The organism is Paenibacillus sp. E194 (genome assembly GCF_000935845.1).
In the GTDB taxonomy this organism is placed as follows: Bacteria; Bacillota; Bacilli; order Paenibacillales; family Paenibacillaceae; genus Paenibacillus_B; species Paenibacillus_B alvei_B.
Map to the genome: position 1 here is coordinate 1 of NZ_JMDX01000170.1, position 13355 is coordinate 13355.

The following is a 13355-nucleotide window of genomic DNA, read 5'->3' on the forward strand; positions in this document are numbered from 1 at the left end:
CGATTAGGCAAATCCCATCTATCGATGGAACTGTAGAAATCCAGCGCCTTCGATAAATTACGATTTGCTACTCGGACATCTTGCGGGATCTTGCTCGCCGCCATCTCCATCCCTTTGTTGAGAGTCAGCAAAAAGCGAACTAATGATTCTTTGGTCTCCGGGTTTCTCCAGCCTCTCGCATCGGTGAATACTTTGCCAAGCAGTATCGCAAACTCCCTTTGCATTTCTATCTGAATCATTTCTTCTTCACTGAGCGGGCCTGTTGCCGTCCCCCCGCCTCCGCCTGACGGCAACCCGATTCGGAAGCCGCTGGAAGAGGACATCATGCCGAGAACACTTAGTGCCGAGCCTACTAGCGAGCCGACCACTCCCGCTGCCGGAATCATGCCCAGCAGACTGAGCGCCGCACCTGCCAGCAACCCGATTTGAGCCCCAGTAACGCCTTGCGATTCGGCTGCCGCCGTCTTCGCAGCTTGCCCGGCCTCATAGGCTTCCACCGTCATCAGCGGCGGCTCCGGCACTGGTGTAAGCGGGGTCACATGCACCGGCGACCTTGCAGTTCCTTCCTGATGCAGAAGATCTGAGCGAATATCCGATTCGCCGTCCAAAATAAGGCTGCTCTCGCCTCCGCGCAAATAGAGCGAATGCCCTGCTTTCATGCTTACTTGCTGGCCTGCCTTGACCATAATGTCCCGGCCGCTTATTGCAAGACTATTCATGCTATGAATATGTACGCCGCTGCCTTCATTCAAGCGGATATTCAAGCCGCCGCCCGCTTCCAGCTTCAGTTCAGTGCTTCCCATGCTGATCCGCTTGCCGCGCTTGCTGCTCCAAACTTTCTCATCGGGTTTATCAACGTCAGCATGCTGACGCAGTGAGCCCCGCACTACGGCTTCTGCCTCATGCATCGAAGGCAAATATAACTGCGCTCGATCTCCCGGCTCCGGCATCCAATACAAGCCGCTGTTTCCCTCAGCTGCGTAGCTTGTTACATACGGGAACCAACAGCCTTCTGAAACAGCATCCTCGCCATCCATATCCAAACGCAGCCTTACCCGATCCCGCTGCACCCCGATAACAATCCCGCTGAGCACAGCGCCTGTCGCCTGCCAATTCTCTTTGCGCAGACAGATAACATCTTCCTCGGCACAAAGTTGATAGGTGTGCAATAGAAGCCCGCTCTTCATCTCGCTTACGATTTCGGTTACAACCGTCTTTAGGCCGCTTGGCAGGCTAACGCGATCACCCAGAACGAAGCATCTTCCGCTCTCTAGCGAATACACAGTTGAGGACGACGAACCGAACCCACTCCCGAATAGCAACTTCTGCTCTTCATGCCCCAGCAAAGAGCGAAAGCTCTTTCGAACCCGATACGGCTCTTGTTCATCCAGCCTCCAATGCTTTCCTGCCGGCAAGCCGAAGAACAGCTTTGGAGATTCTGCGGTAATTTCCGGCACTAACACCGTCCCAAGCCGTGAGGCCATCCGCTTCAAAAACGACCAGTCCGTCTCCTCATATTGTAGGGTAAAAGATCCCAACGTGCTACCTTCGCTTGCAGTATCGATTGAATCCGAACGCGCATAGTCCTTCAGTACTCGTTCCAGGACATCCTCATAAGTCGTATGCTCCGGCTGGAATGAACGGCTCTTAGGTCGTACATCCAGCTCATAGCTCCAGGAAATCGCTTCTAAAGTCAAGACATATACACTGCGCTCCGCCTGTATGGTACGAGTCATCACCTGACCGCAGAACAACGTTCGGACTACGGAACCGTCATCTCCTAGCTGTTCTACCTTTACGGACTTGCCATAATCATACGCCTCAATATCCCGATCGCCACGCTCCTCCGCCAGCAGGGCGCGCATATGCAGCCGGGCATGCTCATTCACTCGCTTCTCGATTCGCAGCTCATGGATTCGCTGTATATCATGCGCCCACACCACACGGATATGACCGTAGCCTGCCGCATATTCTGCGCTTTGCATACTCTTCTCCAACTTCTCCCCTCCTTGCATGATTTGATTACTGAAACGGGAATGTATTGTTCTATCGTCTATGCGTCCACTTCCATCAATCCAGTTCCTGTCCGTCATCCTCGATGCGAATGACACCGCCATAAAGGCATTGGTGCGTACAACTACTAAGCAAAGCGGGTTGTCCCGCCACATGCACATCATGTTTGCCGTTCAACCAAGGAATGGTTATAACCGGAATGCAGGGAGCTTTCTTCACCCCATAAATATCAACCAAATTACTGCTCTGTACGGCCGGATTCATCGAACAAGAACAATTGCCAAAAGAAGAGATGTTCACGCCCGGCACGAAATCCCCAACGTTCATCTGAGCCTTGCCCTTCACGTATGTACCGTGGCATTCCGGCATTGTGAGCCGGGTCGGCTGAGTGCCGAAGCTGCAGCTTAGAATAGCACCGGCGACAACATAGCTACCTTTGCGCCCTTTTCCCGGTTGAACGCGGATATCCTCCTGTTGCTTCCCCAATCGCTCTAATCCCCTTTCTTTCATTCTGAGATCATGCTCAAGCAGAGTCGTTTCCTACACCGCTTAAACGCACTCTCACTCTTGATCCATTTCAACCTCAGCAAAATGAACCCCGTATACATCCCGCCGCAGCAGACTCTCGGCAAGCGCCAGATTGGTGATCCATACTCTCTCGCGAATTCCATCCACCTGGAACAGTGGCCGATAGTTGCGCTTTCCTTCCAGCACAAGCCGCTTCAAGCCCCCATCCTTGTGGAATTCGCTATCAGGCGAGAGGCAGCATAGGCGAGGCAGCGACGTCATCCAATAGACTTCCTGCCGTTCCCTTTTCATATCAGTCAAAATAACAGGACGCCAACGCAATTCAGGCATGTACAGCTCTATCAACCGCTTAACGCGATCCGATAACAAGGGCATGGGCCGATCCATATAATCGACATATTCGACGGCTTTCCGTTCCCGTATCGGGAAGACAAGCGGCTGCTCATCCACGCCGGCTTCTTCCTCTAGTCGGCGCACGGTTCCGGGCGTCATCATATTCGGCTCTGCCCGATTCGCAATCCGTTCATCCGCAACAAGTCTGAATAACCGATTCATGGCCGTCCCCCCATTTCCCACGATAGCAGGCGGTGATCCTCATCATCCCAATGCGCATCATTCCAGTTGACCTCCGTTACATCCGCGTCTTGAAAATCCGCTCCGCTCAAATCCGCCTTATCGAAGCGCGCCCCCTTGAGATTCGCTCCGTGGAAGACGGCATTCTTCAGCGTGGCCCCAGTGAACACTGCACCGGGCAGGTTGGCCCGAGTAAAATCAGCACCCGTCAAGTTGGCCTTAGCGAATTGAACCCCTTCAAATATGGGTGAAAATCCGTCGAATGGCAGCATCCCCCGCTTGCCCTGGACGCCTCGGAACACCGCCGACGGCATGAAGCATCCGCTAAAGTTTGCACTGCTAATAAGACTGTAGGCAAAGTTGGCGCCATCCAACCGGCATTCCTGCCACAGCGTGCCGATCAGAACGCCATCAAGAAAACGGCTGTTCGACAAGCAGCAGTCTCGAAATGCGCTGTACCGAAGATCAATCCCCGCCCAATCTCCCTCCGACAAATCCATAGCGTGAAAAGCTTCATATGCGTAATCCTCTTCATTTCCCTCCCGCAGCCATGACCGCACTTCCTCTGCATCGCGCTTGCGCAAGTCCAGCCGGAACACGCACTCGCTATGATCCAAATATTCTCCTACCCGAACCTCGAATACTTCTGCCTTCTCCACAGCTTGGAACTCCGGCGATTGGGAAGCTTCCAGCATAGCCAGCCGAATCAGGCTGACCACGACGCGGTGTATGTGAACGGCCTCGCGCAGACGAATGCGCTCCAGATGTGCGGAATGAACGGCCCCCTTATATTCGCGGCTGGCCAGCTTCAATCTGTCTGCCAGCAAATCCAAGTAGCGATAAGCCCACAAGCCGTCATAGTAGCCTTCAACCGGTTCGGCGTCGAACAGCCACGAGCTGTCGGACGCTTGTACGAGATAGCGAGCTCGTCCCTGCGCAATGTCCGTTCTCAGCATAGAGTAGGTGATGAATCCAAGGCTTCCTTTTTTCCCGGAGAGCTGCTGTTCACGAATGACCTTGCACCATTGCCGGAAGCCATCGACAAATTCTTGCACCCATTCTTGCTTGGCTTCATCCCATTCTTGTCCGATTGCAGCGAGCATCTCGCTCCTCTCGCGAGGTACTGCTTCCTGAATGAAATGGGTTAACGCTGCTTCGCTGTTCATGACAACCTCCTCTTCCGCATGCTTAGTTCGACTTCACTTTGCTGCCTGTTAAGCGCGCCTGACGTCCCAAATGAAGCTGGCTTCCCTTGCAGCTCATATTCATTTCACTGCCTGCAGACAACACCATCTTGCGTCCGGCATTCATGGAGATATCCCCATCCGCAGTGATGCTGACTCCTTTGCTGCTGGCAATGTGAATGCCCTCATCATCGTTCAGTTGAATATAAATGGCGCCATCCTTCCCGGTAATGACGATTTCATTCGGAGCAAGCCTGATTTCTTTGCCGGATGGCGTACGGAATATTTTCACATCGGGATTGCTTAGCTTATTGCGTCCGCTCGGTTCAGCATTCTGGCGTACCGCACCGCCAGCGATGCCCTCCTCTTCCTTCTTTCCAGGGAAATAAACGGCTACTGGATCGCCAATCTCCGGCATGACGTACCATCCGGTGCTGCCTTCCGCCGAATAAGCGGTCGAATATCGGAACCAGCGCGCTTCCTCTTTCTTTTGCTCATGATCACATTCAAAGTGAACTTTTACCTTGTCCCCTGCCACATCAATCACTTGTCCGCGAATGGATGCACCGATCAAGCGCTCATGGCTATACTCCTTCTGCCGCAATCCTTTGTGAGAGCAGAGCACATACCGATGCTTCAGCATGCCGCCTTGCATCGTCGTCTTCGCTTCACGCACAAAGAGACTTTCTCCTTGAAATTGAATATGACTGCCTAAGTCGAATACCTCATCCGTTTCGATGTCATATGTAATAAAATCGTTTTCTCCAACAGACACGGCTTCATTTTCTACGAAATATCGGAACGGCGCCATTCGCTTGCTAACGGTATAATTCATTTGCTCCAACCGAATCACTCTTGAACCATCTGGAATACCGAAATAGAATTTGGGTTCATGGAATTGAGCTGCCGGAACTAGACTGGTATGGTATCGAGAGGCCATTCTCCGTAAAAACGCCCAATCCGTCTCCTCATACTGCAAAGCTATTCGCTGCAGCTTAGCCCCAGCAGTTGCTTCATCCATCACGTCAATTCCCGGGTATTCCTTGCCTAACTGTTCAAGAAGTTGAGGGATCGTCATCTTTACATTCTGGAAAGATCTCGTCTTGGTCTTCACATCCATGACGTAGGTATGGGATATCGCCTCCACTTCCAAATAGTGAACGCCCTGCACGACTTGGATTTCGATAGAAAGTGCGATTCCCCGGAATAGTGGTTTGCTCCCACCGTCCGCATCCATTTGATTCAATTCAATAGAGGTGTCCGTATCGGTCATATCCACATAAAGCTTGCTCTTTTCCTCGGACACAATCCCCGTGAAGCGCAGCCGCGCATGCTCGTTGAGCTGCTTCGTCAGGGTCAGTTCCTGCAGGTGGACTAATTGGTATGGATGAATGCTCAAATTCTCATAAGTAAGACTCACTTCGTTTCTCCCCTTTCTCACTGCCGAGGGTTTGTATCGCCCGCATCATCGCATGAGCCACTGGCCTCCAGTTCCGCATGTCCATTGCACTGCATGAGAAAGAAACGAGTAGCGCGCTTCCTTCCAGCTCCTTGAACATCATGTAATAGTACAGCGTCCCGTCTAATACGGAAGCGGTGAATTCACAGTACCCTGCGCGCTCCCCTTCATCAGAATCCATCATGCCTTCATCGATCCAGGAACGGATAGGCTGTACCGAGCGAATCATGCGAGCCATCGCCTCCGTATAAGCAGAAAGCCCCTCTTCTTCAAGCGGATCTTCTGTGAGGTTGATCGTTAAGTTCACGGTACCTTCATTGTTCGTATAAATTAGGGATGGACGATATAGCGAGGGATATTTGATCGCAGCCTCCTGCTGAGTCATGAGGCGCCAAGTTTTCGGCATCCTTACGTGAAGCTTGCCCGCCAGTAAAGTCCGATCCGCTAGCGGAATCATTTGTCCGTTGACGCTTATTAGCGGATGATTGAAATCGATAGACTCTAGCTTCTCTTGTCCGTCACTACCACTGCCTGCTATCCCGTCTTTTTCCCTCATCTCACCATCATGTTCCTGTCGTTCTTCCTCCAGCTCTTTCATCATCGCCAATATTTTTTCATCCAAATGCTGCACGAAGGCTACCTCCTATCCCTTTACTCCGAGTTCTTTCTGAAGTCCCAGGCTTTCACATTAGAATAAGCGGAACAGCCCACCTTATTTAGATATATTTTCCTATTATATTATAACGGCAAGAATACAATCTGATTTGATAGAAATGGAAAAAATAGATGTCAATATTTCTAAAGATGCAAATAAGAGGGGGATGCCTGATTTTACAGGTACAACAATATTAAGGGGGAAAACGAGTGCTGCACATTTGCGCAACTTCAAGCCTGATTGTTGCACATAGTAGAAAGGATCGAATTTGGGAACGAACCAACGCTCCTTGCTCGATCCTGCTTTCAAGTAAGAGGCAATGTTCCGCTAAAGCAAAAACTAATCCAGGGACAGCCCCTAAACATACAAAAAGAGGTTTGAACAGCCATTTGGCTACTCAAACCTCTTGTTTCTATCAGATGCTATTAGCTTTCAACTGGATACAACTTTTTTGCGCAACTCTTGGACTTCTTCATTCTCAAGATATTCATCGTACGTGCATACACGATCGATGATGCCATTCGGCGTAATCTCGATAATACGGTTCGCAATCGTCTCAATGAACTGATGGTCATGGGACGTGAACAGCATTGTGCCGTCGAAGTCAGTCAAGCCGTTGTTGAGCGCTGTAATGGATTCGAGATCCAAGTGGTTCGTCGGTTCATCAAGCAACAGCACGTTCGCGCCGCTCATCATCATCTTGGAGAGCATGCAGCGAACCTTCTCTCCCCCGGACAATACGCTTGCCTTCTTCAATGCTTCTTCCCCAGAGAAGAGCATGCGGCCCAAGAAGCCGCGAAGGAATGTCTCGTCTTGATCCTTGGAGTATTGGCGCAGCCAGTCAACCAAGGTATCCTCAACCCCATCGAAGTATGCGGAGTTGTCTTTCGGGAAGTAAGCTTGTGTCGTCGTAACGCCCCAGCTGAATGTTCCTGCATCAGGCTCAATCTCACCCATCAGAACTTGCATCAACGTTGTCTTCGCCAATCCGTTCGGGCCAACGAGTGCGATCTTGTCACCTTTGTTCACAACAAGATGAAGGTTCTCGAATACTTTCTCGCCTTCAACTGACTTCGTCAAACCTTCGATCATTAGCAATTGCTTGCCTGCTTCACGCTCAGGCTTGAAGTTGATGAACGGATATTTACGGTTCGATGGACGAATGTCGTCGAGCGTAATCTTATCGAGCATCTTCTTACGTGAAGTCGCCTGCTTCGACTTGGACGCGTTAGCGCTGAAGCGCTGAATGAAGGCTTGAAGTTCCTTGATCTTCTCTTCCTTCTTCTTGTTCTGATCGCGCATCATCGTTTGCGCCAATTGGCTGGACTGGTACCAGAAATCATAGTTACCTGAGTACAGCTGAATTTTACCAAAGTCGATATCTGCAATGTGCGTACATACCTTGTTCAGGAAGTGACGATCGTGAGATACGACGATAACTGTGCCTTCATAATCCATCAGGAAGCTCTCGAGCCAGTTGATCGATTCGAGATCCAAGTGGTTGGTAGGCTCATCGAGCAGCAAGATGTTCGGTCTGCCGAACAATGCTTGTGCAAGCAATACGCGTACCTTCTGGTTGCCGTCAAGCTCAGACATCAGCTTGTCATGAAGATCTCTAGTGATTCCAAGTCCGATAAGCATCTCGCCTGCGCTCGATTCAGCTTCCCAGCCGTCGAGCTCAGCGAATTCGCCTTCCAGCTCGCCTGCGCGCATGCCGTCTTCTTCCGTGAAGTCTGCCTTCGCATAGAGGGCATCCTTCTCTTTCATAATGGAATACAAGCGCTCATGACCCATAATGACTGTATCGAGCACCTTGAATTCTTCATATGCATAATGATCCTGCTTCAAGACCGATAGACGGTCTCCAGGAGTAATGTTTACTTGACCATTTGTCTGTTCAACTTCACCAGACAATATTTTAAGAAATGTCGATTTGCCCGCACCGTTCGCGCCAATCAAGCCGTAGCAGTTCCCTGGTGTAAACTTAATGTTCACGTCCTCGAAAAGCGCTCGTTTCCCGTAGCGGAGCGTAACGCCGGTTGTACTAATCATGGCATTCCCGTCCTTTGCCTATTATTGGTTTCAAACTGTTATTATAGCATAAGGATCAGTATAATGCGACGATTGAACATTTTTACCATGATCTTTGGAGAGTTACACATATCCAATCCGGCATTTTATGTATATAATATTTCCATCTTTATCAAAATAAATGAATGTTCAAAAAGGGCGGTTTTCAGCACCGAGAAGGTTGCTTGAACTTGAAGCCCATGCTTCCTTACAAGTTTTGCTCTGCAAAACTTGTAAGGAGTAGCGGAGTGTAGTCAAAACTACATGAGCAACGGACTTCGAAAGTGAATGCAAGTTCGACGCCGAGATTCTTACTGCACAGCTTCGTGATTAAAAGCGTACTTTTTGAACTACCTTTAAAAAAAGAAAGCGAGGGATGTTATATGGTAAACAGCAATGTATATAACGTTCGGGAGGAACATTTCAGCGCCTAGCACATCGTACAATTTCATGTATCACCAGAAAACTATTAACGACGCTAGTGTCGACTGAAACGTCTGTCTCTCCCGAACTTGACCGTGCCGCAATGTCGTTCATTCGCAGGTAAGACCAAGTTCACTATGAAGCGGCTACACGCCGCATAACAAGGGAGAATTCAGATTTGACTACAAATAATCAAAATTCAAGTAACCATAATGAAGGTAAGCATGATTCACATCTATTATCAGATACTTGCTCCGTGCAAGAAACCATAATTGAAAGCAACACATTGAGCGTGGAAGAACAATTGGATGGTACTGTGCAAGATTTACAGGGTCTTGGCTTCGATGAAGCGTGGTCAAGCACTTGGGAGTCTTGGATTCAAGAGCTTCAAGAGTCTACTGCACGCCGCTACGCAGGTCAGCTAGTTCCTGCACGCGTAGCGCTGGCACATAAGCATCTGTATCGCGTCGTCAGCGCAGAAGGAGAATGGCTGGCCGAGCTGTCTGGACAGGCACGGGCCGGAATGGCACTGCTTAGCGATTGGCCGACAGTCGGCGATTGGGTGGCCGTGGCACCTAGACAAGCAGAAGGACGAGCAACGATTGTAGGCGTACTGCCTCGTCGCAGCACGTTCGGACGCAAGGTAGCGGGAGGTCGCCGCGACACTCAAATCGTCGCAGCGAACGCAGACATTGCACTGCTTGTTACATCGATGTCACGCGACTTCGAGCCGCGTCGCTTAGAGCGATATGCCGCCCTTGCGTGGGATAGCGGCGCCATGCCGGCCATTGTACTGACGAAGTCAGATGAGGCGGACGACCCAGAGCTGTTCGAGGCACAAGCGATGCAAGCCGTTCCTGGCGTCGACGTGTACCGGGTATCCGCAATGACCGGTGAAGGCATGGACGAATTGCGCGCACGCATTGCCCCGGGCATGACCGTTGTGCTCGTCGGTTCTTCTGGCGTAGGCAAGTCCACGCTGGCGAATGCACTTACGGGTACCGAGCAAATGCTGACACAAGCCGCTCGCTCAGATGATGACCGCGGCCGCCACACTACGACGCATCGCGAGCTTCTCCGTCTGCAGGGCGGGGCATGGCTCATTGATACGCCAGGCATGAGAGAAGTCGGCATGACCGCTATCGATAGTGAAGGCTTGTCGAATACCTTCGAGGATATTGAAAGCCTTGCAGAGCAATGCCGATTCGGCGACTGCAAGCATGAGCGAGAGCCTGGATGTGCTGTACGTGAGGCTATTCATACAGGCGAGCTGGATTCCAGCAGACTACGCGGCTATCAAAAGCTCCAACGTGAGATTGCATACATGCGTCGTTCGGAGAATGCGCAGCTTGCCCGCCAACACGTACAGAACAACAAAAAGCTATCGAAGATGAGCAGCCGACCGAGCAAGCGCAGATAATGCGAGCCCATACCATCCGATATCTCTAACACGAACGGGGGCTATCCCAGACGTACTATTGATTTCGGGTGCCCCACATTCGTATGAACATGTGTAAGAAAGACGCCTCCATCCCCACTTCTTCCGTGGAGTTGGAGGCGTCTTTGCACTTCTTACGAGTCTGACCCATTAGTTTCTATCTTTTTGGGACAGCCCTCCTATACGTTAGTCCGCTTTTACTTTTCACGTGTATCTGTCTGTATGCCTGGCATGTAGCTTATTGCGATTTCATTCGTGCCTTAGGCGACGCAGCTTGAGCATGTTGAACGGATTGACCAAATGCTTCTGCATAGCTCCATAATTCACCGTGCGCTAAAATATGAATTCGCTCGCTCGCAATTCCTCTCTTCACCCGATCCGCTTCCAGCCGATCTAGTGCCTCCCGCGGTGTATCGTCAGCCAGCTTGAACGCTCCATAATGCATCGGGATCATCACTTTTGCCTTCACATCTTCAAATGCCTGCAATGCTTCCTCTGGGGTAACATGCTGCTGCGACATGAACCATTCCGGCTCGTATGCGCCAATCGGCAATAGGGCAACATCAATGTGGAAGCGCTGGCCGATAAGCTCAAACCCACGGAAATATCCGCTATCGCCCGCAAAATATATCGTCTCACGTACGGTCTCCTGGCTCGATTGATTCGCTGGAGAACCGTCGCCTGTTAACGTGCCGGTTGAATCTGAACCTCTGGATGTCTTTTTCGCTTGTGCAACATGCTCAAGAACATAGCCGCCCCAATGGGAACGATTCATATCTGTCAACGTCCGACGCGTCCAGTGCTGTGCCGGTACAAACGAAATTTTCACCCGATCCGCCACGGTTAGATGCTCCCACCAGGCCAGTTCATGTATAATGGAAAATCCTTTGCGTCTCAGCTTACTAAGCAGCCCGTCAGGTACAATCAGCATCGTGTTCGGCCCTACCAATCGTCGTAATGACCGTATATGCAGATGATCGTAATGAGAATGCGAGATGAGAACAACATCGACTGGGGGCATTTCCTCAATCGGAATACCTGGCGGAGCAAGCCTAGCTTGTGTCGCCATTCTTGCAGCCCATACCGGATCTGTGACAATGTTCAATCCACCTATTTGCAGCAGGAAGGTCGAATGACCGATCCACGTAATCGTTGTCTCTGTTCGATTAGCGTTCAAGCGAGCGATATCCGGCTTCACATTTGGTACGACATAGGAATAATCCTTCGTCTTTAATCGTTCTTTGCGCTCTGCTTGCCAACGTCGAAATTGATTCCATGCTTTAACCGTTGTCACATCGTCCATATTGACGTAATAGCGCTTCATAAGCACCACCTCATTTGCGAATAATTCGGATCGAATGACAAGGGCTACCCTCTCCCTTGCAACGGGACGAATGACAAATACTATCTCCTAATCTTTAGCATACCAGAACCATGTCTCCATCACCAATTCGACTCCAGTTCCCTGACTCTATACCATCTGGCGGATGCCATCTCTAACATGATATCCATACATCTAACGGGGTCATTCATAACCTCCTGACCCTCTTACCTATATCAATTCTTAATATCCTTACATCCGACAGATGCCATTCACAGCTGCTGACATCCTTCCATCCTATGCATGCTCTTCTGCTTTGGTCGAATCCCTCATTACTATGTATTACACAAAATGAGATGATCCAACCACCTTGCAGAGTACGGCCTAATTCCCTTCACCGAGCAATAATGAAATGCCTGGCAGCTGCAAGCATGTTCCCTTCATTGTTCCCCACTCTCCGATAAGATACAATAGAAGCAAACCACACGCCAATGGAGGTGTATGTCAATGAACTTAATCACAATTGAACCGACGCCAAGTCCGAATTCCATGAAGCTCCACTTGGACGAAACATTGCCTGCCGGCATTCGCCGTACCTATTCAGAAGAAAATCGACGCTCTGCTTCCCCGCTGATCGCTAGCTTGCTCGACATCGAGGGCGTAAAGAGCGTATTCCATACCGCTGATTTTATCGCGCTAGACCGCTTCCCGAACGCGGACTGGGCTCGTATCCTTGACGAGGTTCGCGGCCTGTTCGGACAATCGCAAGCAGACAGCACCCAAGAGGAAGATCTGGCTTCTTGGACATCATTCGGTGAGGCACAGGTATATGTGCAATACTTCCGCAGCATCCCGATGCAGATTCGGGTGCAGGCCAATGGACAAGAAGAGCGCGTCGGCCTCTCTGATCGTTTCGTTCGTGCAGTAACGGAAGTAGCGAGCGCCACTCTAATCAAGGAACGCAAGCTCAGTGACTACGGAATTCGTTACGGGGAGCTTGCGGACATTGCACGCGAGGTTGAGCAGGAACTGGAGGCAGCCTATACCGAAGAACGTGTAGCTTCCCTTGTGAACCAAGCCATCGCGAAGGGCCGCACAGATGAGCCATTTATTGAAGAGCGCCGGGAATGGTCTGAAGAAGAACTCAAGCAGCATCTGAATAATCCAGATTGGCGCGTTCGTTACGCAGCTCTGGATCGAATGGAACCGACGCCAGAACGGTTGGAACTCATTGCGAAGGCTCTTCATGATGAACAGAGCCAGATACGCCGCCTTGCAGTTGTATATTTAGGGGAAATCAAAACCGACGAATGTATGCCGCTTCTCATTGAAGCGCTCAAGGACACTTCCGTTAGTGTTCGCCGCACAGCCGGAGATACGCTGTCCGATATCGGTGATCCGATTGCGATCGAGCCGATGATCGAAGCTCTCCAAGATAAGAATAAGCTCGTGCGCTGGCGCGCAGCCCGCTTCCTCTATGAAGCTGGTGATGACCGTGCGCTGACAGCACTTGAGCACGCCGCTCAAGATCCCGAATTCGAGGTTGCCTTGCAAGCACGCATGGCAATTGAACGCATCCGTTCCGGTGAAGAAGCTGTCGGAACAGTCTGGCAGCAAATGGCCCGTCTACGCGGACAAGGCGATTAATCTTAAAGGGAAAACCAATAGAAAGAGCAGCAGTCCTTGCGCAA

Annotated in this window: 10 protein-coding genes; 2 read left to right on the forward strand and 8 right to left on the reverse strand. The window is 50.7% G+C overall.

Annotated features, from left to right (window positions below; translation table 11 throughout):
• From AZ66_RS20355 to AZ66_RS20385, 7 genes are all read right to left on the reverse strand, one after another.
• A partial coding sequence (locus AZ66_RS20355; RefSeq protein ID WP_231586963.1) for a contractile injection system protein, VgrG/Pvc8 family occupies positions 1–1997 on the reverse strand: 1997 nt, incomplete at its 3' end.
• 73 nt (positions 1998–2070) lie between these two features.
• Positions 2071–2499 (reverse strand): DUF4280 domain-containing protein, encoded by a 429-nt coding sequence (locus AZ66_RS20360; RefSeq protein WP_231586964.1) that lies wholly within the window; start codon positions 2497–2499, stop codon positions 2071–2073.
• Positions 2500–2574: 75 nt separating this feature from the next.
• Positions 2575–3096, reverse strand: a complete 522-nt coding sequence (locus AZ66_RS20365; RefSeq protein ID WP_044356517.1) for a hypothetical protein — start codon at positions 3094–3096, stop codon at positions 2575–2577.
• Positions 3093–4280 carry a pentapeptide repeat-containing protein gene (locus AZ66_RS20370; RefSeq protein WP_052648707.1) on the reverse strand — a complete coding sequence of 396 codons (1188 nt, stop codon included), beginning with the start codon at positions 4278–4280 and terminating at the stop codon, positions 3093–3095. Before AZ66_RS20370 ends, AZ66_RS20365 begins: the two co-directional genes overlap by 4 nt.
• Positions 4281–4302: 22 nt before the next feature.
• Positions 4303–5718 carry a phage baseplate assembly protein V gene (locus tag AZ66_RS20375; protein ID WP_044356518.1) on the reverse strand — a complete coding sequence of 472 codons (1416 nt, stop codon included), beginning with the start codon at positions 5716–5718 and terminating at the stop codon, positions 4303–4305.
• On the reverse strand, positions 5702–6388 hold the full coding sequence (locus AZ66_RS20380; protein WP_044356519.1) for a hypothetical protein: 687 nt from the start codon (positions 6386–6388) through the stop codon (positions 5702–5704). The genes AZ66_RS20375 and AZ66_RS20380 overlap by 17 nt, the downstream gene beginning before the upstream one ends.
• A 456-nt stretch (positions 6389–6844) precedes the next feature.
• Positions 6845–8464, reverse strand: coding sequence for an ABC-F family ATP-binding cassette domain-containing protein (locus tag AZ66_RS20385; RefSeq protein WP_044356520.1), 1620 nt, complete (start codon positions 8462–8464; stop codon positions 6845–6847).
• Positions 8465–9083: 619 nt separating this feature from the next.
• Here AZ66_RS20385 and rsgA point away from each other — a divergent pair.
• Entirely contained in the window at positions 9084–10325 is a 1242-nt protein-coding gene (gene rsgA, locus AZ66_RS20390) for a ribosome small subunit-dependent GTPase A (protein ID WP_052648709.1), read from the forward strand.
• A gap of 256 nt (positions 10326–10581) precedes the next feature.
• Here rsgA and AZ66_RS20395 read toward each other — a convergent pair whose 3' ends face one another.
• Positions 10582–11667, reverse strand: coding sequence for an MBL fold metallo-hydrolase (locus AZ66_RS20395; RefSeq protein ID WP_044356521.1), 1086 nt, complete (start codon positions 11665–11667; stop codon positions 10582–10584).
• Between the two features lie 504 nt (positions 11668–12171).
• On the opposite strand from AZ66_RS20395, the gene AZ66_RS20400 reads away from it, so the two are divergent.
• Positions 12172–13311, forward strand: coding sequence for a virulence factor (locus AZ66_RS20400; protein ID WP_044356522.1), 1140 nt, complete (start codon positions 12172–12174; stop codon positions 13309–13311).
• The last annotated feature ends 44 nt before the right edge of the window (positions 13312–13355 follow it).